The organism is Halomonas salinarum, from assembly GCF_012062845.1.
Taxonomy (GTDB): domain Bacteria; phylum Pseudomonadota; class Gammaproteobacteria; order Pseudomonadales; family Halomonadaceae; genus Onishia; species Onishia salinarum.
Window position 1 is genome coordinate 1 of record NZ_WWNB01000029.1, and the last position, 22,074, is coordinate 22,074.

At 59.6% G+C, this 22,074-nt stretch carries 19 protein-coding genes; 8 read left to right on the forward strand and 11 right to left on the reverse strand.

Annotation, left to right across the window (positions count from 1 at the left end):
• Positions 1-321: 321 nt before the first annotated feature.
• From HF027_RS15680 to ppsA, 4 genes are all read right to left on the reverse strand, one after another.
• The gene (locus HF027_RS15680; protein WP_245184875.1) at positions 322-1,407 is read right to left on the reverse strand and encodes an XdhC family protein; all 1,086 of its coding nucleotides are present in this window, start codon (positions 1,405-1,407) and stop codon (positions 322-324) included.
• 75 nt (positions 1,408-1,482) lie between these two features.
• Complete coding sequence (locus tag HF027_RS14865; protein ID WP_168016978.1) at positions 1,483-3,852, reverse strand: xanthine dehydrogenase family protein molybdopterin-binding subunit; 2,370 nt, start codon at positions 3,850-3,852, stop codon at positions 1,483-1,485.
• On the reverse strand, positions 3,839-4,369 hold the full coding sequence (locus tag HF027_RS14870; RefSeq protein ID WP_168016980.1) for a 2Fe-2S iron-sulfur cluster-binding protein: 531 nt from the start codon (positions 4,367-4,369) through the stop codon (positions 3,839-3,841). The genes HF027_RS14865 and HF027_RS14870 overlap by 14 nt, the downstream gene beginning before the upstream one ends.
• Before the next feature lie 229 nt (positions 4,370-4,598).
• The gene (gene ppsA / locus HF027_RS14875) at positions 4,599-6,971 is read right to left on the reverse strand and encodes a phosphoenolpyruvate synthase (RefSeq protein ID WP_168016982.1); all 2,373 of its coding nucleotides are present in this window, start codon (positions 6,969-6,971) and stop codon (positions 4,599-4,601) included.
• 347 nt (positions 6,972-7,318) lie between these two features.
• Between ppsA and ppsR the strand changes: the two genes are divergently transcribed.
• Positions 7,319-8,152, forward strand: coding sequence for a posphoenolpyruvate synthetase regulatory kinase/phosphorylase PpsR (gene ppsR, locus HF027_RS14880; RefSeq protein ID WP_168017014.1), 834 nt, complete (start codon positions 7,319-7,321; stop codon positions 8,150-8,152).
• A gap of 13 nt (positions 8,153-8,165) precedes the next feature.
• On the opposite strand, the gene HF027_RS14885 is transcribed toward ppsR, so the two are convergent.
• The 6 genes from HF027_RS14885 to HF027_RS14910 all read right to left on the reverse strand — a co-directional run bounded on the left by HF027_RS14885 (position 8,166) and on the right by HF027_RS14910 (position 15,664).
• The gene (locus HF027_RS14885) at positions 8,166-9,371 is read right to left on the reverse strand and encodes a CaiB/BaiF CoA transferase family protein (RefSeq protein WP_168016984.1); all 1,206 of its coding nucleotides are present in this window, start codon (positions 9,369-9,371) and stop codon (positions 8,166-8,168) included.
• Between the two features lie 37 nt (positions 9,372-9,408).
• Positions 9,409-10,593, reverse strand: coding sequence for an acyl-CoA dehydrogenase (locus tag HF027_RS14890; RefSeq protein WP_168016986.1), 1,185 nt, complete (start codon positions 10,591-10,593; stop codon positions 9,409-9,411).
• A gap of 193 nt (positions 10,594-10,786) precedes the next feature.
• Entirely contained in the window at positions 10,787-12,172 is a 1,386-nt protein-coding gene (locus HF027_RS14895; protein WP_168016988.1) for an MATE family efflux transporter, read from the reverse strand.
• Between the two features lie 106 nt (positions 12,173-12,278).
• Positions 12,279-13,178, reverse strand: a complete 900-nt coding sequence (gene mmsB / locus HF027_RS14900; RefSeq protein WP_168016990.1) for a 3-hydroxyisobutyrate dehydrogenase — start codon at positions 13,176-13,178, stop codon at positions 12,279-12,281.
• Positions 13,179-13,294: 116 nt separating this feature from the next.
• Positions 13,295-14,410 (reverse strand): enoyl-CoA hydratase/isomerase family protein, encoded by a 1,116-nt coding sequence (locus HF027_RS14905; RefSeq protein WP_168016992.1) that lies wholly within the window; start codon positions 14,408-14,410, stop codon positions 13,295-13,297.
• Between the two features lie 87 nt (positions 14,411-14,497).
• Positions 14,498-15,664, reverse strand: a complete 1,167-nt coding sequence (locus HF027_RS14910; RefSeq protein WP_168016994.1) for an acyl-CoA dehydrogenase family protein — start codon at positions 15,662-15,664, stop codon at positions 14,498-14,500.
• A gap of 341 nt (positions 15,665-16,005) precedes the next feature.
• Between HF027_RS14910 and HF027_RS14915 the strand changes: the two genes are divergently transcribed.
• From HF027_RS14915 to HF027_RS14945, 7 genes are all read left to right on the forward strand, one after another.
• The gene (locus tag HF027_RS14915) at positions 16,006-16,455 is read left to right on the forward strand and encodes a MerR family transcriptional regulator (RefSeq protein ID WP_168016996.1); all 450 of its coding nucleotides are present in this window, start codon (positions 16,006-16,008) and stop codon (positions 16,453-16,455) included.
• Between the two features lie 507 nt (positions 16,456-16,962).
• Complete coding sequence (locus tag HF027_RS14920; RefSeq protein ID WP_168016998.1) at positions 16,963-17,280, forward strand: hypothetical protein; 318 nt, start codon at positions 16,963-16,965, stop codon at positions 17,278-17,280.
• A gap of 99 nt (positions 17,281-17,379) precedes the next feature.
• Positions 17,380-18,240 carry a hypothetical protein gene (locus HF027_RS14925; RefSeq protein ID WP_168017000.1) on the forward strand — a complete coding sequence of 287 codons (861 nt, stop codon included), beginning with the start codon at positions 17,380-17,382 and terminating at the stop codon, positions 18,238-18,240.
• Positions 18,241-18,351: 111 nt separating this feature from the next.
• The gene (locus HF027_RS14930; RefSeq protein WP_168017002.1) at positions 18,352-19,302 is read left to right on the forward strand and encodes a YiiX/YebB-like N1pC/P60 family cysteine hydrolase; all 951 of its coding nucleotides are present in this window, start codon (positions 18,352-18,354) and stop codon (positions 19,300-19,302) included.
• Between the two features lie 71 nt (positions 19,303-19,373).
• Positions 19,374-19,790: a hypothetical protein gene (locus HF027_RS14935; RefSeq protein ID WP_168017004.1), complete on the forward strand. Its 417-nt coding sequence runs from the start codon at positions 19,374-19,376 to the stop codon at positions 19,788-19,790.
• A 99-nt stretch (positions 19,791-19,889) separates the two neighbouring features.
• Positions 19,890-20,270: a hypothetical protein gene (locus HF027_RS14940; RefSeq protein ID WP_168017006.1), complete on the forward strand. Its 381-nt coding sequence runs from the start codon at positions 19,890-19,892 to the stop codon at positions 20,268-20,270.
• A gap of 229 nt (positions 20,271-20,499) precedes the next feature.
• Complete coding sequence (locus HF027_RS14945; protein ID WP_209316467.1) at positions 20,500-21,036, forward strand: hypothetical protein; 537 nt, start codon at positions 20,500-20,502, stop codon at positions 21,034-21,036.
• Between the two features lie 421 nt (positions 21,037-21,457).
• Here HF027_RS14945 and HF027_RS14950 read toward each other — a convergent pair.
• The coding region (locus tag HF027_RS14950; protein ID WP_168017010.1) for a transposase at positions 21,458-22,074 on the reverse strand (617 nt) is incomplete at its 5' end.

Below are 22,074 nucleotides of genomic sequence, written 5' to 3' on the forward strand. Positions count from 1 at the left end.
CAGGTGCGACAGCCTCGTATGCGGTTCCTGTTCGTCGGGCCAGGAGTTTGCCTACAGCTTCCTCCAGATTCCGCCTCGCGACGGACACCCTTGCTGTTCAGCTAACGGTTCCCGCTATCAGGGTCCGCAGGGGACTCTCACCCCCGAGTCATCCCGAGGCACCACCCTCGGGAACAGCACCTGTCCGGCGCTGCGCGCCATGCCTGGCGCACCAAAAAACGCCCGGCCAATAGCATGGCCGGGCGCTTTTGTTTGGTCGTTCTGTACTCTCAATACTGCTTGGTACTGCTTAATAATGCTTGGTAGCGCTTGGTAATGCGCTTACAGCTCGCTGCGTTCACGCCCCCGGCGCACCCGCACGATGTCGGCCATCACCGCCAAGGCAATTTCTGCCGGCGTCTTGCTGCCAAGATCCAACCCAATCGGCATCTGAATGCGGGCAAGCGCGGTCTTGCTCAACCCACCGCTGCGTTCAAGCCGTTCGGCACGGGCGGCAGACGTTTTCCTCGACCCCATCACCCCGATATAGAAGGCATCGGTTCTGACCGCCTCGATCATCGACAGATCGTCGATGCGCGGATCATGAGTCAGCGCCACCACCGCGGTGGCTCCATGACAGCCGCCTTCCGCGATGAAGATAGAGGGCAGGGTCTCGACACATTCAACATCCGGCAGCGATAGCGTCGCGAATACGTCGGGTCGAGGGTCGCAGAGGATCACCTCGAAACCCAATCGCTGTGCAAACTCGGCACAGGCTTCCGCCACCGGTGACATGCCGGCAAGCACCAGCCGCGCGGCCGGCCCCACGCGCATCTGCACCTGTCCAGGCGCCTGGGAGCTGCCCTCGTTAGAGCTTTTCGCACCATCACTTTTGCCGCCAGAACTATCCTCGTCAGAACTTTCCTCGACAGAACTTTCCTCGACAGAACTATCCTCGACTGACCATACCACCCGCGCACCGAGGCCAGAATCGTCAGCGAGGCTCGTCTCACCGCTCACCAGATCGACATGGCGCAATTGCGGACGCTGCCCGGTCAGTGCCGCTTCAAGTGCCGCCAGATGCGCAAGCGACTCATCACCCGGCGCCAGCCGCTCGACCAGCACATCGAGAATACCGCCACAAGGCAGGGTGATGCCGGGGCCATCGCCCTCCCCGCCGTCGCCATAGCGAACCCGTTGCACTGGCGCCTGGAAAGCGCCGTCGGCCAGCCGAGCCAGGAAGTTTTCCTCGACACAACCACCAGACAATGACCCCACATGCCGGCCATCACGGAGCGCCACCAGCCAGGCACCGGGTTCTCGCGGCGATGAGCCGAAGGTTGAAAGCACCGTGCACAGCCACACCGGCTGCCCTTCCCGCGCCCAGGCAAGCGCCTGGCGGATTACCGTCAAATCTAGGTGTTGCATGATATGCCCTACTCAGCAAAGCCCCGCCCCGGACATGCCGGGGCGGGGCTTCTGGGTCAAGATGAAAGCGCTACCCTAGAGAGCCGCCTTGAGTGCCTCGGCACGCATGGGCATGTCACGCAACCGAACGCCGACTGCATGCTGGATCGCATTGGCGATGGCGGGCGCGACCACGGTAGTCCCGGGCTCACCCAGGCCGACCGGCATGGCATCGCTATCGACAAACTCCAGATCCATCTTGGGTACCTGGTTCATGCGCAGCGGCGTATAAGCACCAAGGTTCAGCGCCTTGGGCTTGCCCTGCTGGTACTCGGTGCCCTCGTACAGGGCCATGGAAAGCCCCCACAGTAGCGAGCCTTCGAGCTGCGCCATGGCACCGTCGGGGTGCGCCAGCGTGCCGGCATCGGCCACTGAGGTCAGCTGCTCGACATCGACCGAACCATCACCACGATTGACCTTGACCCGAACGATACAGGCCACCCAGGTCGGCATGCTGCGCTCCTGACCAAAGGTCAGCGCCACGCCCATACCCACGTCATCAGGCAGGCTGTCACGGCTGTCCCAGTCCGCCTTGGCCATCGCCCGTTCGAGCACTGCCTTGAGCCGCTCGGCACCGCCGACACTATGCGGTGCCTGACCGGCGTTGCGGCCTTCGGCGTTGAGCAGTTCGAGGCGGAAGCGCGCGGGATCCTTCCCGGCAGCCAGCGCCAGCTCGTCAATATGCTGCTCCACGGCCCAGGTCGTCCAGCCCGGCCCCACCGAGCGCAGGTAACCCGGCACAAAGACCTCATGCGCCTTGTGGTTTTGCTGCGCCCAGACGCGCTGTGCGCCCACGTCATACCAGTGATCGGCACCGCTGATAGCGAAGGAGTCGACCTTGCCACCGTTCTCGACCGGCTCGATAAGAAAGGCCGGCGCCATGGCGGCAGAAGGCCAACCAGCGGCCGCGGCATGCTCGGATGCCACGACCTTGCCATTGCCGTCGAGCCCGGAGCGCAGTCGCTGTACCGAGGGCGAGCGCACGCAGTCAAAGCGCGTATCGTCAGGGCGCGTGAAGAGCATCTTCACCGGACGACCCAGCGCCTTGGCGGCAAGCGCCGCCGGAATGGTGTAGTCACCGTACAGGCGACGACCGAAGCCGCCGCCCAGGTAGTACTGGTGCAGGGTGATCTTGCTCTTATCGACCTGGAGCGACTTCGAAAGCATCCCCACCGCCAGCGTCTGCTGCTGGTTGCCGCAGTGCACGTGCCAATGGCCGTCTTCCTCGAATACGGTGGCGTTGACCGGCTCAAGCTGGAAGTGCAGCACACTCGAGGTGGTATAGGTGGAATCGATCACCTCGCTGGCACCCTCGAGGCCGGAACTGACATCGCCGATATCGACGAACAGCGAGCCGTTGTCGCGGCTTGGCGAGTTGACCAGGGTGTGGCCCTGCTCCTGGATATCCGCCTCGCTGATATCGTAGCTGTCGCCCCGCTGCCACTCGACCTTGAGGGCATCGGTTGCCCGCATCGCCGACGAATAGCTATCGGCGATCACGGCAAGCCAGCCCTGGCAGACGCCAGAGGGGTCATCAAGCTCGATGGTCTGGCGATAGCCGTCGATCTGCTTGGCGGCGCTGTCATCGATCGAGACCGGCTTGGAACCGAAACGGGTCGGTGGCAGTACCGGACGGGCATAAAGCATCTTGTCGACGGTGACATCGATGCCATAGATCGCCTCGCCATTGACCTTGGCCGGCACATCCAGGGCCGTCCCCTTGGTACCTAGCACACGGCGCTCGCTGGCCGGTTTCAGGCTGATGTCCTTGAGCTCCTCCTCGGAGAAGGTACGCTCGAGCCCTGCCTGAGACACGATCTCGCCATAGCTGATCGACTTGTCGCCGCTGATGACCTGCCCATTACGGGCCCGGCAATCGGCGGGGTCGACGTCAAGCAGCTTGGCACCGGCCTCGATCAGCGCAATACGCCCAGCCGCGCCGGCACGCGACAGCGGCAGGTAGCTATGGTGCACCGACCAGCTACCACCGGTGACCATGTGGCCCCACTTCGGATCGCTATCGACATAGACGACCTCGATGCTCGACCAGTCCGCCTCAAGCTCCTCGGCAACCAGACGCGCCAGGCTGGTGGCGACATGCTGGCCCATTTCGGCCTTGGTGATGTGCACCGTCACCGTGCCGTCGGGCGCGATGGCATACCAGATCGTCGGCTCATAACGGCCGGCGGCCAGTGACTCGCTGGCCGAGCCATTACTTCCCGAGACATCGCTTGCCGCGCTGGCTGCGCCGGAGAGCCCGAACGCCATCATCGCCGACCCGGCCATGGTGCCGATCAGAAAGCCGCGACGCGTGAAGCCCTGGGCACCATTGCCCGATATATCATTGCCTTGGGCATCGCTGCCTTGCGCTTCAACAGCCGCCAACTGGTCTTCAAACCTGGCCATGGGTCACCTCCTGATCACGGGTCGGGTCGAAGACGCCAACGCCGGCGGTGCTGGCCTCACCTGCCTGGCCAATCTCGGCGGCACGCTTCACCGCCCGATGAATACGCACATAGGCCATGCACCGGCAGAGATTGCCGGACATGGCCTCGGTGACCTCATCATCGCTTGGGTCCGGAGTGCGACTCAGGAAGTCAGCGGCCTGCATGATCTGGCCCGACTGGCAGTACCCACACTGCGGCACCTGGTGTTCGCGCCAGGCCTGCTGCAGAGGATGGTCATCGTTGTCCGACAGCCCTTCGATGGTGACGACCTCGCCACCTTCGGCGGCGGACACGGGCAGCACACAGGTCCGTGTGGCAGCGCCGTTAAGGTGGACGGTGCAAGCGCCGCACTGCGCGATGCCGCAGCCAAACTTGGTGCCGGTCATGCCCAGGTTATCCCTCAGGACCCACAACAGTGGGGTCTGAGGGGACACCTCGACGCTGACGGGCTTGCCGTTCAGAGTAAAGCTGGCCAAGGGGAATTCTCCTCCGGTGGTCATCGGCGACGCATTGCGCCGCACGTGCGCCGTGATCCGGCGTCTCGTGTGCGTGATTGAATCGTGCACAATATTAGCAGGCTGACGGTTATTGTCGAATCAGCCCCGACTCGCCAGTCCACGCTGCCATCACGCTGTCGGCCCACAACCCCACAAAAAACCCCGCCTCGAAGGGCGGGGTCGTTGTTCGTGCGAGGTGCGCGAGTGCTTAGCCGATGGTCTCACCGGCCAGCATGAACCACGTCTCGAGCACCGCATCAGGGTTCAGGGACACCGAGTCGATGCCCTGCTCCATCAGCCACTTGGCGAGATCCGGATGATCCGAGGGTCCCTGGCCGCAGATGCCCACGTATTTGCCCTGCGCCTTGCAGGCCTGGATGGCCATCGACAGCAGCTTGAGCACCGCCGGATTACGCTCGTCGAACAGATGGGCAATCACCCCGGAATCACGGTCCAGCCCCAGGGTCAGCTGAGTCAGGTCGTTGGAACCGATCGAGAAGCCGTCGAAGTGCTCGAGAAACTCATCGGCGAGCAGTGCGTTGGCCGGCAGCTCGCACATCATGATGACCTTGAGACCGTTCTCGCCGCGCTTGAGGCCATTCTCTGACAAGATGTCGATCACGCCGCTTGCTTCTTCGGTGGTGCGCACGAAGGGCACCATGATCTCGATGTTGTCGAGACCCATGACGTCGCGGACCCGCTTGATGGCCTGACACTCAAGATCGAAGCAGGGACGGAAGGATTCCGACAGGTAGCGGGCGGCACCACGGAAGCCAAGCATCGGGTTCTCTTCACCCGGCTCGTATTGCTTGCCGCCAATCAGGTTTTCGTACTCGTTGGACTTGAAGTCCGACAGACGCACGATCACTTTCTGCGGGTAGAAAGCCGCGGCCAGCGTCGAGATGCCCTCGACCAGCTTATCGACGTAGAAGCTCACCGGATCATCATAGCCGGCGGTACGCTGCTCGATGGTCTGCTGCAATTCAACCGGCTGGCTATCAAACTCGAGCAGCGCCCTGGGGTGCACGCCGATCATGCGGTTGATGATGAACTCGAGGCGCGCCAGGCCCACGCCGGCGCTGGGCAGGCTCGAGAAGTTGAAGGCGCGATCCGGGTTGCCGACGTTCATCATGATCTTGAACGGCAGTTCCGGCATGCTGTCGACGCTGGTGGTCTTGCACTCGTAGTCCAGCAGCCCCTCGTAGACATGACCGGTGTCGCCTTCGGCGCAGGAAACCGTGACGTCCTGACCGTCGCGCAACACATTGGTGGCATCGCCGGAACCAACGACCGCCGGAATGCCCAGCTCGCGGGCGATGATCGCCGCATGGCAGGTGCGCCCGCCACGATTGGTCACCACCGCCGAGGCACGCTTCATGATCGGCTCCCAATCCGGGTCGGTCATGTCGGTGACCAGCACGTCGCCGTCATTGATCTTGCCCATCTCGTCCGGGGTCATGATCACCTTGACCTCACCGCTACCGATGCGCTGACCGATGGCGCGACCGGAGATCAGGTTGCGACCCTTTTCGCGTAGGTGGAAACGCTCGAGCTTGCCACCCTCTTCCTGGGAGACCACCGTCTCGGGGCGTGCCTGCACGATGTAGACATGGTTGTCGTCGCCATCCAGTGCCCACTCGATATCCATCGGGCGCTCGTAGTGACGTTCGATGATCATCGCCTGACGGGCAAGCTCCATGACCTGCTCATCGTTGATGCAGAAGCGACCGCGATCGGCGAGCGGCACGTCCACGGTTTCCACTGACTTGCCGGCGCTGGCATCACCGGTATAGATCATCTTGATCAGCTTGGAGCCCAGATTGCGGCGAAGCACTGCCGGACGACCCGCATCCAGTGTCGACTTGTGAACATAGAATTCATCGGGGTTCACCGCGCCCTGAACCACTGTCTCGCCAAGCCCCCAGGAGGCCGTGACGAAGACGGCATCGCGAAAGCCGGATTCAGTATCGAGGGTGAACATCACGCCGGAGGCGCCGGTCTCGGAGCGCACCATCTTCTGGACGCCGGCGGACAGCGCCACGTTCTCGTGGGGATAGCCGCGGTGCACCCGGTAGGAAATCGCCCGGTCGTTGAACAACGAGGCGAACACCTCGTGCACGGCACGCTTGATGTTGTCGAAACCTTCAATGTTGAGGAAGGTCTCCTGCTGCCCGGCGAAGGAAGCATCCGGCAGGTCCTCGGCGGTAGCGGAACTTCTCACCGCGACCTTGAGGTTCGGGTGGCGGGCGACCATGTCATCGTAGGCCTCACGAAGCGCTGCCTCGAAGGTCGGCGGCAACGGCGTATCGATCACCCACTGACGAATCTCGGCACCCGTCTTGGCCAGTGCCGCCACATCATCGACGTCAAGGCGAGCAAGCGCTTCATTGATGCGCTCGTTGAGGCCGTCGTGAGCAAGAAATTCGCGATAGGCGTGAGCGGTGGTAGCGAAGCCACCCGGAACGCTGACACCAGCATTGGCCAGGTTGGAGATCATCTCGCCAAGTGAAGCATTCTTGCCACCGACCCGCTCGACGTCGTTCATGCCCAGCTTATCGAACCACTCAATGTACTGATTCACGGACTCTTCCACGCGACCCCCTAGTCGACTGATGACGCTCACTGCCCACGATCGTTGCGATCGAAAACCGCCACGGCTGAATGGGAAGAACCCTACCAAGGTAGGGAGGTGTTCGCCATTGGTCTAACAGCGAAGTCATTGGAGGATTTTTACAACACAGACCTTTTGGCGGCGTTTCCTGTAGTCAGGGCTTCGCCGGAAACTTATCAAGCCGCAGTGAAGCCGTTCGCTGCCACCCTGGAGAGGGCATGACAGCTCGCGCGGCGCTTGCCGCGACGGCCACGAGCCGAGACAATCACGCCATGACCTCGCCACTACTCGCCACTACAAGAACCGAAGGTTTCCCCATGACCCGCACCGCCTTTTTTATCTCCGATGGCACCGGTATCACCGCCGAGACCCTCGGACGCAGCCTGCTGGCTCAGTTCGAGAGCGTCGAGATCCGCATGGTTACCAAGCCCTACATCGATGACAACGAGAAGGCACAGGCGCTGGTCGACAGCATCAACGCCACCGCGGCCCGGGATGGCGAGCAGCCGATCATCATCGATACCATCGTCGACGAGGACGTGCGTCGCATCGTCTCCACGGCCGAGGGCTTCAAGGTCGACATCTTCTCGACCTTCTTGAAGCCGCTGGAAGAAGAGCTCGCTACCCACTCCACCTATACCGTGGGTCGCACCCACTCGATCGGCCAGGACGAAGTCTACATGAACCGTATCGATTCGGTGCATTTCGCCCTGGACAATGACGACGGTGCGCGGCTCAACCAGTATGACAAGGCCGATGTCATCCTGGTCGGCGTATCTCGCTGCGGCAAGACGCCCACCTCGTTGTACCTGGCGCTGCAGTTTGGCATCCGCGCCGCCAACTACCCGCTCACCGAAGACGACTACGACGAAGACGGCAGCCTCAAGCTGCCCCGTGCCCTGACACCCTACCGCCACAAGCTGTTTGGCCTGACCATCGCCGCCCCTCGCCTCGCGGCCATCCGCAGCGAACGGCGCCCCAACAGCCGCTACTGCTCGATGGACCAATGCATGCAGGAAGTGGCCCAGGCCGAAGGGCTGTATCGCAAGATGCACATCCCCTACATCGACACCACCCGCTTCTCGATCGAAGAGATCTCGACACGAATGATCGCCGAAGCCGGCCTGCAGCGTCGCTTCAGCCCCCGCTGATCAACGGCGGTTCCTAGCGCACGACGCCGAGATCCCGCAGCCTGGCAATATCCTCAGCCAACAGCCCCATCTCGGTGAGCACCGCATCGCTGTCGGCGCCAAGCGTCGGCGGCGCCGACTCGCTGGTGCATGAGACACCATCGAAGCGCAGCGGGTTACCTACCTGAGGCACGTCGGTGCCATCACGCTCGAGGCGCCTGACCAGGCCGCGATGCCGCACCTGGACATCCTCGAGGGCTTCGGCGACGCTATGGATTGGCCCGGCGGGAACGCCGTGTGCCTCGAAGGCCGCGAGCCACTCATCCCGGGTGCGACTCGCGAGACACAAGGTGATCTTCTCGACCAGCGCCCCGCGATTGGCGACCCGAGCGGCATTGGTGGCATACGCCGGGTCCTGAGCCCATTCGGGGCACTCAAGCAGCTTGGCAAGCCGGGCGAACTGGGCATCGTTGCCCACGGTTAACACCAGGTAGCCATCGGCGCAGGCAAAGGCCTGATAGGGCACGATATTGGGATGCGCATTGCCGTGGCGCTCAGGAGCCCGGCCGCTGACCAGTGTATTCAGGGCCTGATTGGCAAGCGTCGCCACCTGGACATCGAGCAGCGCCACGTCGATGTAGCGCCCGAGACCGGTGCGTGAGCGTTCATCGAGTGCTGCGAGAATACCCACCGCGGCATAGAGCCCGGTCATCACATCGGTAATCGCCACCCCGGTCTTCATCGGCATGCCGTCCGGGTCCCCGGTCAGGCTCATCAAGCCCCCCATCGCCTGGATCATGAAATCGTAGCCAGGCCGACCGGCATAGGGGCCATCCTGGCCGAAGCCGGTAATCGAGCAGCCGATCAGCCCCGGGTTCTCGGCTTTCAGGCTCTCGTGGTCGAGACCGTAGCGCTTGAGCCCGCCGACCTTGAAGTTCTCAATCAGGATATCGGCGCGGTTCGCCAGGGCACGGATCAGCGCCTGGCCCTCAGGCTGTGCGATATCCACGGCCAGCGACTGCTTGCCGCGGTTGGCACACAGATAATAGGCCGCTGCCACCGGGTCACCGGCGGCGTCCTCGAGCCAGGGCGGCCCCCAGGCGCGGGTATCATCACCACGGCCAGGGTGCTCGATCTTGATCACCCGGGCGCCGAGGTCCGCGAGCAGTTGCCCGGCCCAGGGGCCCGCCAACACCCGCGACATATCCAGCACCACGCGCCCTTCTAGCGGTCCTGCCATGGGCGTTACCTCCCTACTGGATGGGCGTTCGACTGGCTCATTCGGCGCCGAACGCCTGCAGACCGGTCTGGGCGCGACCGAGAATCAGCGCATGGATATCGTGGGTCCCCTCATAGGTGTTGACCGCCTCGAGGTTCATCACATGGCGAATGACGTGGTATTCGTCGCTGATGCCGTTGCCGCCGTGCATGTCGCGGGCGACACGAGCGATATCCAGCGCCTTGCCGGCGTTGTTGCGCTTGATCAGCGAAATCGCCTCCGGCACCAGCTGGCCGTCATCGATCATCCGCCCGACCCGTAACGCCGCCTGCAAGCCAAGAGCTATCTCGGTCTGCATATCGGCGAGCTTCTTCTGGATCAGCTGATTGGCCGCCAACGGACGCCCGAACTGTTTACGATCGAGGGTGTACTGGCGCCCTGCATGCCAGCAGGCCTCGGCGGCGCCCATGGTGCCCCAGGCGATGCCGTAGCGGGCTCGGTTAAGGCACGAGAAAGGCCCCTTGAGGCCGGTGACGTTGGGCAGGCGCTGATCATCGCTGACCTCGACATCGCTCATCATGATCTGACCGGTGATCGAGGCGCGCAGGCTGAACTTGCCTTCGATCTTGGGCGCGGTGAGGCCCGGCATGTCTTTTTCGAGGATGAAGCCGTGCAGGATGCCTTCTTCATCCCGGGCCCAGACCACGAACACATCGGCGATCGGCGAGTTGGTGATCCAGGTCTTGCTGCCGTTGAGGCGCCAGCCATCGGCGGTACGCACCGCTCGAGTGCTCATGCCGCCGGGGTCTGAGCCGTGGTCCGGCTCGGTAAGGCCGAAGCACCCCACCCATTCGCCACTGGCAAGCTTGGGCAGGTATTTCTCGCGTTGCGCTTCGCTGCCAAAGGCATGGATCGGATACATGACCAGGCTCGACTGCACGCTCATCGCGCTGCGATAGCCGGAATCCACGCGCTCCACCTCACGGGCGATCAGGCCGTAACTCACGTAGTTGAGCCCGGCCCCACCGTAGCCATCGAGGGTCGCCCCCAGCAGGCCAAGCTCGCCCATCTCGTTCATGATCTCGCGGTCGAAATGCTCGTGGCGGTTGGCCTCGAGCACCCGCGGCAAGAGCTTGTCCTGGCAATAGTCGTGGGCGGTGCGTTGCACCATGCGCTCGTCTTCATCGAGCTGGTCGATAAGGCGGAAGGGGTCATCCCAGGTGACAGGGGTAATCTGACTCATGTGGTACTCCTGAATAATGTCGACATTTTAAAATAATGTAGATCAATCACCCTACCCTGCCAAGCCGACCTTGGTCTTGGCCGGCTATTTCGCGTTCTACCGGGTCCTGAAAGGTTAGGCTTCCGTGAGCGTAGGCCATCCGTCAGCCCAAGTCCGTCAGTTCACCCCCGTCAGCGACGCCACTCCCCCTTCCTCAGCTCGACGATGCAGGAGCCGCCCGCTGCTGTCGCGCCAGCACACCGCGCAGGCGCCACCAGGCGATACCCGCCATGATCAGATTAGCCGTCAGCATGCCGGTGAAAATGCCGCTGGGCCCGGCTATCAAGCTGCCAAGCCAGGCCAGGGGCACGAACAATACAAAAAGGCGTACCACGGAAAGGCCCATGGCATCGCGCGGCCGATGCAGGGCATTGAGCGAGGATACCGAGAGGATCACTACCCCCTGAGCCCCAAGCCCCAGCGGCACCAGCCAAATGAAGGCGCGTAACACCTCACCCACCGCCGGCCCTTCGGCATAGTGGGCGGTCAGCCAGGGCGCCAGGATCTGCAGAACCGCCCAGATCACCAGTTGCAGAATCAGCACGAAAATAAGGCAGCCGCCGATGGCCCGGCGCACCCTCGCCAACTGGCCGGCGCCCTGGTTCTGGCTGACCAGCGGCGATAGCGTCATCGACAGCGCCAGCACCACGATCTGGGCGATGGCATCCAACCGCGATCCGACCCCGAAGGCCGCCACCGCGGCATGGCCATGCTCGGCGACGATGCGCGTCACCAGGGCCATGGCCACCGGCGTGAACAGGCTGGTTACCGCCGCTGGCAGGGCAATGCGCCCAAGCACCTGCCAGGATTCCGCCAGCGCCTTGAGGGTCATGCCCCGCAGGGCGATCAGGCCGCGCAGCCGTGGCTGGCAAATCAGCCCAAGCGTCATCAGCCCCCAGCTCAGCACCGTGGCAAGCGCCGCACCGGCAACCCCCATCGCCGGCACCAGCCCCCAACCAAAGATCAACAGCGGATCGAGTGCCATATTGAGCAACGCCGCCACCCCCATCGACAGGCCCGCCGCCAGGGTATTGCCATGGGCACGCAGCACGCTATTGATGATGCGCGGCGCGATCACCAGCGCAGCGCCCCAGTACCAGACGCCCATATAGGCCTCGAGATAGGGCATCAGCTCGGCATCGGCCCCCAGCAGCGAGAACAGCGCCTCGATGCTTGGCAGCCCGGCAAGGGTGACCAGCGCCCCGACAAGCAGCGACAGCAACACCGCATCGGTGGCACGCCGCGCCACCCGGTCGTGATCGCCCTGGCCAAGCAAGCGCCCCACCACCGCCGAGGTACCGATCCCCAGGCCAATCGCCAGGCTGATGACTGCGAAGACCACCGGGAAGGTGAACGACACCGCTGCCAATGGCACGGTGCCGAGCTTGGCGATATACCAGGCATCGACCAGGTTGAAGGTCATCATCGCCAGCATGCCGCCGATGACCGGCAGGGTCTTGCGTACCAGCGTGCGCGCAATCGGCGCTTCGAGCATCGAGCCGCGCCGGGAGGGGGATGGGGAAGACGGTGTCGACGTCATGGCAACCTCGGTCGAAAGGGGGCGTCATTGTGCCCCACTCCGGCCATGGCCCCAATGCGTGCTGGGTGTCGGGGCCTAATCGAGGCTCAAGGGTGGTCGCGGCGGCTCACTCCTTGTCCCGGCGATAGAGCCGCTGAATGCTCGAGAAATCGAGCCCGCCGCTGCCCTGCGCCGCATGCAGGGCGAAGAGGTTACGCGCCTGGGAGCCCATCGGCACCGTCGACTTCGACTTAAGCGCCAGCTCCCAGGCAAGCCCCAGATCCTTGGCCATCAGGTCAGTCAGAAAACCGCCCTGGTAGTCGTTCGAGGCCGGCGCTTTTTCCATCACACCCGGCCAGGGGTTGTAGCCGTTAAGCGCCCAGTTACCACCGCTGCTCTGCTTCATGATCTCGGAGAGCACCGCCGGGTCCAGGCCATTCTCGACACCCAGCGCCAGGGCTTCGGCAGTGCCACTCATGAGAATGCCGAGCAGCATGTTATTGCAGAGCTTAGCGACCTGCCCTGAGCCGGTATCGCCGGCATGGAAGATGTTCTTGCCCATGGCCTCAAGTACCGGCCTTGCCCTCTCAAAGCCTTCCTCGCTGCCTCCGACAATAAACGTCAAGGTGCCGGCGACTGCGCCAGCCACCCCACCGGATACCGGCGCATCGACAAAGGCAAACCCCCGCTCGGCGGCAGCGGCCCCCACCCTGCGAGAATCATCCGGCGCGATGGTCGAGGCATCGATGATTAGCGGGTTTCCCGTCATCGTGGCCAGCAGCCCTTGAGCGGCATCGTTGCCAAGATAAAGGCCCTTAACATGGGCCCCGGCGGGCAACATCGAGATCACCACATCCGCGCCTTGTGTCACCGCCTCGGCGCTTTTCGCACGGCTGGCGCCGGCATCCTCGAGGGGTTGCATGGCCTTTTCCGACAGATCGAAGACGCAGACATCATGGCCTGCCTTGATGAGATTGGTGGCCATGGGCGCCCCCATGTTGCCAAGACCGATAAAGGCGATACGCATGGTGAGGCTCCCTGTTGGTTGTTGTGTTGGTTGCTTAGTTGGTTGTGGTGTCCGTTACGGTGCTGGCTGTTGAATTGGCGCACAGCGATGCTCTGGTGAGGGCCATGCGCTGCGAATTACAGATTGCGCAGCGGGTGTGTCTGTGAATTCCACAGCGGGCGCAGCATGGCGTCGATATCGGCCTTGGGCACCTTGCCTACGCTTGCATGCGACCAGCGAGGCTGCTTGTCCTTGTCGATCAGAAGTGCGCGCACGCCCTCAGCGAGGTCTCCCCGCAGGCAGCACTGCACCGAGAGGTTGAGCTCCTCGCGGAAGGCGTCGGCGAGGCTCGCCCGGGAGTGTCGCTCGATCATCTGCCAGACCAGTTGCGCGCTCAGCGGGCAGCCTGCCGCAAGCCTTGCCCGATTGGCGGCGAGCCATGCATCCGAGTGCGTATCGTCAAGAATGCGCTCCGCGGCATCGGCTGGCGTTGCACAGGCGGTCAGGTGCTGAATATGATCGCGCTGCGGCCAGAGTTGCGCCGCCGGCGCCTGGCCGCGATCCTCGAACTGGTCAAGCACCTGACTGACCACCGCGTGCACTAGCTGGGTGTTATCGGCCTCGCCGTAATCGGCATCGGCCAGCGCCTCGAGCAATGCCTCGCGGCTTTCCCGAGGCACGAATCGATCGGCAAGGCCCAGGTCTAGCGCATCGCGCGCATTAAGCTGAGCACCCGTCAGCCCCAGATAGGCGCCGATGCCTGGCGGCATGCGGTTGAGAAACCAGCTGGCACCGATATCCGGGTAGAGGCCGATGGTGATCTCGGGCATCGCCATCAGTGAGGCTTCGGTGACCAGGCGGAAACCACCGCCCGCCATCAGCCCCATGCCGCCACCCATCACGATGCCATCGCCCCACACCAGCAGCGGCTTGGGGAAGCAGTGAATCTGATGATCAAGGCCGTATTCGCCAGTGAAGTAGGTCTCGGCAAAGGCGCCTCCCTCGCCGGCCTGAATCGCCTTGTAAAGCGCCACCACGTCGCCGCCGGCGCAGAACGACTTCTCCCCGGCGCCCTCCAGCCAGACAGCCACCACCCGGTCATCGTCGGCCCACCGGGTCAGCCGAGCCGATAGCTGCTCGATCATCGCAAGCGACAGGGCATTCAGAGAGCGAGGCGCATTGAGGGTCGCCACGCCGATAAGGCATCCATCGCGTGTCGGGCGCTCCTCGAACAGCACGGGTGCATCGGTCATCGCTCGGGCTCCTTTAGCGGGTTGTGTGAAATAGGTTAATTAATGGTCGATCCATGACCGCGATAGCGACGCCTCGGCGGGCTTTCCTCATTGCAGTGATTCGATCACGCCATCGGCGAGCAAACGCCGGGCGGTGATCACGCGCATGATCTCGTTGGTGCCCTCGAGAATCTGATGCACGCGAGTATCGCGGACCAGCCGCTCAAGCGGGTATTCCTTGATGTAACCGTAGCCGCCATGCAGCTGCAGGGCTTCGTTGCAGACGTTAAAGCCCATGTCGGTCGCGACTCGCTTGGCCATGGCGCAATGCGCGGTGGTCTCGGGTGCCCCCTGATCGAGACACCAGGCCGCGTGGCGCACCATCAGTCGTGACGCCAGCAGATCGCTTGCCATGTCGGCGAGCTTGAACTGCAACGCCTGAAAACTGGCAAGCTCACGCCCAAACTGGTGGCGCTGACCGAGATAATCGCGAGCAAGCGTCAGCGCCTGTTGAGCGGCACCCAGCGAACAACTGGCAATATTCAACCGACCGCCATCCAGGCCCTTCATGGCCAGCCGAAAGCCCTCGCCTTCCTCACCGAGACGATAATCGGCCGGCACCCGCACATCATCGAAGCTGACCATCCGCGTCGGCTGACTCTTCCAGCCCATCTTCTCTTCATTCTTGCCGTACTCGATACCGGCGCTGTCGGCGGGCACCAGGAAGGCAGAGATACCACGGGCACCGGAATCCGGCGCCCCGGTACGCGCCATCACCACCAGTACATCGGTCTCGCCAGCACCTGAGATAAACACCTTAGAGCCCGTAATCCGGTACTCCTCGCCCTCGCGTACCGCCTTGGTGCGCAGGTTGGCCGCATCCGAACCGGCGCCCGGCTCGGTCAGGCAGTAAGAGGCCAGCAGCTCACCGCTGATCAAGCGCTCAAGCCAGGTCTCGCGCAACGCCTCGCTGCCCCAGTTGGCCACCATCCAGCTCGCCATGTTGTGAATGGTCAGGTAGGCGGTGGTCGAGATGCAGCCCTGGGCGAGCTGCTCAAAGATCAGCGAGGCTTCGAGCCGAGAAAGACCCAGCCCGCCGCGATCCTCATCGATATAGATGCCGAGAAAACCGGCCTCTCCGGCGCGCTTGATCACCTCCACCGGAAAGTGCGAACGGGCATCCCAGTCGGCGGCATGAGCGGCAAGCTCCGCGTGGCAGAAATCGGCTGCTGCCTGCTGCAAGGCACGTTGATCCTCGGTCAGGGCAAAATCCATGGTGCTCTCCTTTAACGCCACAGGCCGTTATACGTCTCGACTCCGTCAGGCCATGACCGGCATCACACTGACGGTTAGCGGTCGCGTCGGCCCGGTGCGAGGCTCGCGATGACAAGAATGACAATGGCAAGCACAAGAGGCGTTTAGCGCCTCAACCGATGATGTGACCAAGCTAGCATTTGCTTGGTCGGGCGCAAGCCACCCCTTGGTCTAAGGGTAATAGCAATAACTTTGCTTTACGTTAACGTCAACTATAGTCAGCTTAAGAGTCGAAGCGCCACAACGTTCATGCGATCATTCCTTCATTCACAACAACATCGTATACGCCAAGGAACGCCACCATGCCCAAGTCCAGCCATATCGCGTCACAGGCCACGCCACCCGACAGCACCGAGGGCGACGTGTCAGAAAAGCCTACCTACGCGATCGGTGAGCTGGCCGAGATGTTCGAGGTAACGCCCCGCACCATCCGTTTTTATGAACAGGAAGGCTTGCTGGCACCCGAGCGGCGCGGTCAGCGGCGTATCTACCATGACAAGGACCGGGTACGGCTGAAACTGACCCTGCGCGGCAAGCGGCTCGGTTTCACGCTGGCCGAGATCCGCGAGGTCGTCGAGCTCTACGACGCCATGCCCGACGGCAACGCTCGCCAGCTTCACCGCATCCTCGAAATTCTCGCCGAGAAGCGGGCCGAGATGGAGCAACGCAAAGAGGACATCCGCCTGATGCAAAATGAGCTAGACGACGTCGAGACTCGCTGCCGCGCGGCACTGGAAGGTCTGGCCCCCTAACCTGCTACAAAGCACAACGCGCAATCGCCAGTAAAAAAAGAACCGCACCCCGAGGGGTTGGATGCTCATCCGACCTTGGGGTGTTTTTATATGAGAAAGCTGAAATCGACCGACGACTTTTACCCGCCGCCTTTTGCATCCAAAGCCACTAATGAATAGTCTGACCGTTAACCTTCAGTAACAACGGCGGAATGACCGACAGCATCGCGCTTGGTAACGGACTACTGCATGGATGGCAGGACGCCATCACGGCATGCCCAGGTAGGGGCGGTAGCGTGCCCGGTGCCCTTTAGTCTGCTCATATCCTTCGGATTCAGGCCTCGCCGCTAACCTGTAGCGCTTCAAGTGCATGGTCGTACCACTCGATCTAGCACAGACGCTGGTATGCATTGTGCGACTATCATTCTGCCATTCCGAAGCATGGATGAATGCACAGTATTATTGGATCCGGCAAAACGAGCGCGCAGTCTAATCACTGTTGAACTAAACCATTTCTAAGTAGCTGTTATGATTGATATTAGACAAGAAGATGTAAAAGATTATCTAGACTGGACCAAGCTTCTGATCACCATCAATTCTGCTGCCGTTGGAACACTTTTGGTCAAATTTGATGCATCTTCACCGCCAAGCTTGCCTATTCAGATTGGCGCGGTTTGCTTCCTATTGTCTCTTGTTGCGCTCTTGGTCTCCTATACCGGGCTTGTTGAGCATCAAAGAGAGAGCCAGGAACGCACGAATTGGAAAACCTCTGGATCTCTTATGTTTTCGTGGGCGACGTTCCTTGCGGGTTTTGGTTCACTCGTATTTAACCTGAGCTTAGTTTAACAAATTATTGTAGTACGTTCCGGGCCTGAAGGCCCTCCACCGGACGCCCTTGTCAGGGCGCCGCTAAACAAGGGCGTTAAATTTCGTCGGAGGACTCGAGTGCAATCCGTCTACGGCTGTATTGATATTGATCACCCAATGGTGGCGTGGAGCGCATACCGGGGAGTATTGGTCTCCGCTCAAGCAGGCAATGAGTATCCTAAGTGCCCAATTTCCGTGATGCTAGCAGGCATGCTCAAGCATCGTAATTCGCCGAGGCTTAGCAACGAATTAGCAATTGAGCGAATTCGTCAGTTGAAGTACCCAAGCAAGATATCTCGATTGGTTGGCATGTATTTCTTCGAAGAGCAGTCAGCATTTGAAGCGGCTAGAGAATGGGGCAACCACTTCTCCTCTAAGTATCAGGCAGAACTCGGATTGTTGCCTGGAGCAACTTTCAGTCGCCACGACGCTAATTGGATTACATATGCACCATTGGATAGTAATGGCGACCTAAAGTCCATTGATTGGGTCGATCCATATTGGCTCGGCGAACCTTTTCCGAATCGAGCGCCGGTCTGGGAACTAATTGTTGATGGTCGAGCTGCTGTATATGGAACTGAGCTCAGGGAGCGCGCGTACGCGACCATTAAAGCTGAATTTCCAAAGTGTGTAGCGATTTTGGAGATGGGAAGAATCGCTGCCCTCCTAGGATCGGACCTTGGACAAATTTCCTCTTGGTTGATACAGGCCTCAGAGGCGGAACTCTTACTGCAGTACTACACTGATATGAGAGATGCCCAAGATCCCCAATTCTTGGAGAAATTGAGGAATTATGATGGTCCAAAGAATCACGCTGATTTGGCGGTAGGCGGGAATAAGTTTTCAGTGCCGGATTTACGGGGTCTTGGCGAGTCGTTTTACACAAAAGAACAGTTTTCCAAGCAATTCCTTGTGGGCGTCCATGCAAACAAAATTTAACCAGGGGCTCAAGCCGACCGGTACTCCGCGGCGCTCCGTCTCGGCGGCTTAGCCCAAGCGTTAGGCGGGCTCACAACTGAACCATGATGAGTTAAAAATAGAGAAAAATGCATGAGTGATATCAGGGATGCTATAAGAAATCAAACAGCGGCAAGTGCCTTCAGGACGATGAATGGCAAGAGTAGTAAGGAGGCGGCACTTGAACAAATGCGTAACCTGACTGATTCTCAGCTAGATATAATGGCAGCTAAATGTGGAATTCCTGAAGAACATAAGTTGATATATCGCTCAATGATGAGGGGCGAAGACAACGTCCTTATTCAAAAGATGAAAAGCTTCGTAGATACGCTGAAAACGGGTGATTTAATCTTAATGTGCGGAAGCTCTGCGCGATCAAAAGCTTTGCGAAATTCCCAAAAAAGTGTTTATCGCGGTGCAAGGTCAAGCCATGTGGCGGTAGTGCATGCTGACTTTATTTGTATAGATGCCATTCCTAATGTAGGCGTCACGAATCGTCTAATATCAGAAGTTCTTCATGATGCTTCTGATGATTGGAGAGTTATTCGACTAAAAGATATTTCCGATGAAAAAACCGAAAGGATGCTAAAGGTTTGTGCGTACTATCTAAATCAGCCATACAAGATATTCCCTAAGAGAAAACCTGCAAAAAAGTACTCATATTGTTCTGAGCTTGCGAGGAAAGTCTATTTAGATTGCGATATGAAAGGAACGGGAATACCTAGCCATGCGTTAATCAAGCCGTGCGATTTTGATAGGGTGGCTGATAAGTCTAATTGCTGGGATGACGTAACAGCGAGCGTCACGCCCTTCATAGAATTCTGCATAGAATATGAAGCGATGATGAGGGTTACCTCAAAGGCTTTTATCGATGGCTTAAAATTAAATCGCTCTCGATTTGATGACAGAGTAAAGACTATACGAACTATTAGAGCAGCTGAAAAGAATGGAAAGATAAGCTCAGAGAATGCATCTAACCTAATAAAAGAAGTTCATGAAAGTGAAAGAAAAATGAAATTCAATTTTTGGGACGTGAGTGATTGATCGAATAAAGTTGGCAAATGCCGGAATGGCCTAATCACTGTTATGTAGCAAATTCAGCCAAGGAGAATTAGATGGCAATTTTTGGAATTGGGGCATATTACGGCGAGGACGTAAGCGCTGAATTTATTAATCACGGAATCGCTGGGCCCGGCTGGGGGCAACGTGAAGCTCCTGAATTGTTTCAGTACATAGCATCTCTTAAGGTCGGAGACATCGTTTACATCAAGTCTTGCTCCGCTGGAAGTAAAGACATCCATATTAAGGGGATTGGCTTCGTTGCTGACCATAAGTTTCTAACTGACGAAGAAGATACCAAAGGTATCGTGAGTGCAGGCAGACGCATAAATTGGATAAGTCGTGAAAGGTTCACTGTTCCAAAGCCTAAAGAGAAGAACAACGTTCGCTCAAATACCATCTATGAGGAATTTCACCCCGAGATTCAGCAGGTAATAATGTCAAAGGTCGTGAGTTCGGTCGATGCTACATAACCAGTGCAGGCACAGCGACGCCCTTTACATTGCGCCTTTGGCTCCATTCCAAGGGCGCGCATGCTGCAAGCGTTAGCACTACAACCAAAAGGAGAGAGAATGGACACTTTTAAAGCATCAGTACAATACAATGACATGAAAGGTAGTGCAGCTGCCGACCGGGCGGATAAAGAGAACGCAGCAAAGTGGCTCAAAGACAATGATTTGATCAGCGACGAAGAATTCGTTGTGGGCGTCAAGATGTGGGCTGGAGAGAATCATGGCACCCATGATGATCCAGTTTACGTTACGTTTTTCGTGACCGACCTGAACGGACACACTGACATTCCTTCTTTGCTTGCTGCTAGCGGTGATGTGATAGAAGCAAGGCGCGTACGCGTGGATATGAACCTCGTTGACTTCCTCGGCCTGTTCAAGCGACTGGAAATTACTCTATCGAATGGCGGCGTGCTAGAAGGAAGGTCCTACCCGTATGAATAGGCAGTGTGCTAACAAACGCGTTAAAGGCGACGCTCGTGCCTCGCACTCTTTGCGCGAGCGTTAGGCCCAAATGCGACCAATAGATGAGTCACTGAACACCTGGAAGCAGTCTCTGTGTCGCCAAGTGGATGTTGGCGGGCTGTTTTCGCGAAATAGTATTGCGCACAAGTGGAAGGCTCCGTTTCGGAGTCTGTCACTACGTGAAACTGTCGCTTGGCGCGCCCAAAATTTGCTGGAGCAGTCGGTTGCGCTCTGCGATGCGGACCATTTACTTGGTGCACGAATTCTGCTCCGGTCGGCTTTTGAGACAGTCGCCGTCCTCATCTATCTGAATCAGATCACACGCAAAGTTCTCGAAGGTACGCTCGACTTTCACGACTTCTCTGACAAAACTGCGACCTTGCTTCTTGGCTCACGGGACGACTCAACTCCGCACAAATCACTTAATATCGTCACTATCCTCGAGAAATGCGATGCGAGGTACCCGGGGATGAGAGATCTATACGCCAAGCTGTCTGAAAGCGCCCATCCGAACTATGAGGGCATGGCGATCGGATACTCTGATGTAGACAGAGAAAGTAACGTTGTGAACTACAGGAATAAGTGGCAGACGATGTATGGGCAGTCGCACCTTCAGGCGGTTGAACTTTGCATATCCGTCTTCTGCGACGAGTACAACGAGGAGTGGCCTGAGGCGTTCGAAGAGTTGGAGAGGTGGATTGAGGGGAACGATGCCGCCCTAGAGGCCACAAAACTTGGTGCCTAGGCAATGTCTGAAAAGTACTGCGCTCGCCCATACGGCGTTAAAAATCGGCTCAAGATGCTCATTTACACTCCGTAAACTCCGCTCTTTCGCCAATTTTTGCCTTGTCTGGCCTTCGCTCGTCGACTTTTCAGACAAAGCCTAACACGACGCTCAACCTGACTCGCTACGTCGGCGCTACGCGCCTCGTAGCGAGTCAGGTTGGCTTGGCGTTAAGCCTCATTTGGAGACCTTGTGCCAAAGTATAGAAGTATCTTTGACGCTCCCCCTGAGGTAATAAGCCGTTATTACAGGCGGAAGTGGACGCGGAAGTACTGGCCGCCCGTTGAAGCCGCAACACGGCGGTACTCAAGGTTGTCGGGTCCCGTGTGATTAACCACCCGCTTGGTAAATAACTCAGGCCGCTTGGCCTAATGCCAGTCAGTTAACGCTGACTGGCATTTCTCTTGGTCGGGTACTTCTGGGGTCGGCGCCTGACTGATCGGGGGTAAGATCGCTCGCGTCGCTCAGGCAAGACGAAGGCAGGCGCCATCTCCAGCATCGACTGAATCACACCGGGCACACGCCCCGGCGAGACCCAAGGGAGGACCGTTAACTCCTTGATGATCCAGTGGGCGGCCTGGTGGAAGCTGAGTTGGTTCGGGTGCACCGCTTCTAGGCTATAGGCCATACGGGCCATCTGGAAGCGAATCAGGTTATAGGCCAGCAAGGTGCCCCAGAGCTCCTGGAAGACCATCTCCGGCGTCCGGCTACGCAACGTCAGGCGATTACCCAACAGGGATTGCTTCATTTCCCGGTAGCCCAGTTCGATTTCCCAGCGATGGCTGTAGAGATCGACAATATCTGCCGCCGGAAAGCGCAGCGGGTCGGTCATCGAGGTCAGGATCTGGACCTCCTTGCCGTTCACCTTGCGACGTAACAGACGCGCCGTCATCGTCGGCGGCAAGTCCGGCCATTTCTTGCGCGCCTGAGGAGACGCCGTCAAGGTCACCAGGCGGTCTTGCCGACCCAGCGAGCGCTCTTCCTGATACTGCGTTCCCT

Excerpts from the sequence above, each read along its gene's own strand:
- HF027_RS15680 (WP_245184875.1), bottom strand. The coding sequence starts at position 1,407 with ATGCAACACCTAGATTTGACGGTAATCCGCCAGGCGCTTGCCTGGGCG.
- HF027_RS14865 (WP_168016978.1), bottom strand. The coding sequence starts at position 3,852 with ATGGCCAGGTTTGAAGACCAGTTGGCGGCTGTTGAAGCGCAAGGCAGC.
- ppsR (WP_168017014.1), top strand. The coding sequence starts at position 7,319 with ATGACCCGCACCGCCTTTTTTATCTCCGATGGCACCGGTATCACCGCC.
- HF027_RS14885 (WP_168016984.1), bottom strand. The coding sequence starts at position 9,371 with ATGGCAGGACCGCTAGAAGGGCGCGTGGTGCTGGATATGTCGCGGGTG.
- HF027_RS14890 (WP_168016986.1), bottom strand. The coding sequence starts at position 10,593 with ATGAGTCAGATTACCCCTGTCACCTGGGATGACCCCTTCCGCCTTATC.
- HF027_RS14895 (WP_168016988.1), bottom strand. The coding sequence starts at position 12,172 with ATGACGTCGACACCGTCTTCCCCATCCCCCTCCCGGCGCGGCTCGATG.
- mmsB (WP_168016990.1), bottom strand. The coding sequence starts at position 13,178 with ATGCGTATCGCCTTTATCGGTCTTGGCAACATGGGGGCGCCCATGGCC.
- HF027_RS14905 (WP_168016992.1), bottom strand. The coding sequence starts at position 14,410 with ATGACCGATGCACCCGTGCTGTTCGAGGAGCGCCCGACACGCGATGGA.
- HF027_RS14910 (WP_168016994.1), bottom strand. The coding sequence starts at position 15,664 with ATGGATTTTGCCCTGACCGAGGATCAACGTGCCTTGCAGCAGGCAGCA.
- HF027_RS14915 (WP_168016996.1), top strand. The coding sequence starts at position 16,006 with ATGCCCAAGTCCAGCCATATCGCGTCACAGGCCACGCCACCCGACAGC.
- HF027_RS14920 (WP_168016998.1), top strand. The coding sequence starts at position 16,963 with ATGATTGATATTAGACAAGAAGATGTAAAAGATTATCTAGACTGGACC.
- HF027_RS14930 (WP_168017002.1), top strand. The coding sequence starts at position 18,352 with ATGAGTGATATCAGGGATGCTATAAGAAATCAAACAGCGGCAAGTGCC.
- HF027_RS14935 (WP_168017004.1), top strand. The coding sequence starts at position 19,374 with ATGGCAATTTTTGGAATTGGGGCATATTACGGCGAGGACGTAAGCGCT.
- HF027_RS14940 (WP_168017006.1), top strand. The coding sequence starts at position 19,890 with ATGGACACTTTTAAAGCATCAGTACAATACAATGACATGAAAGGTAGT.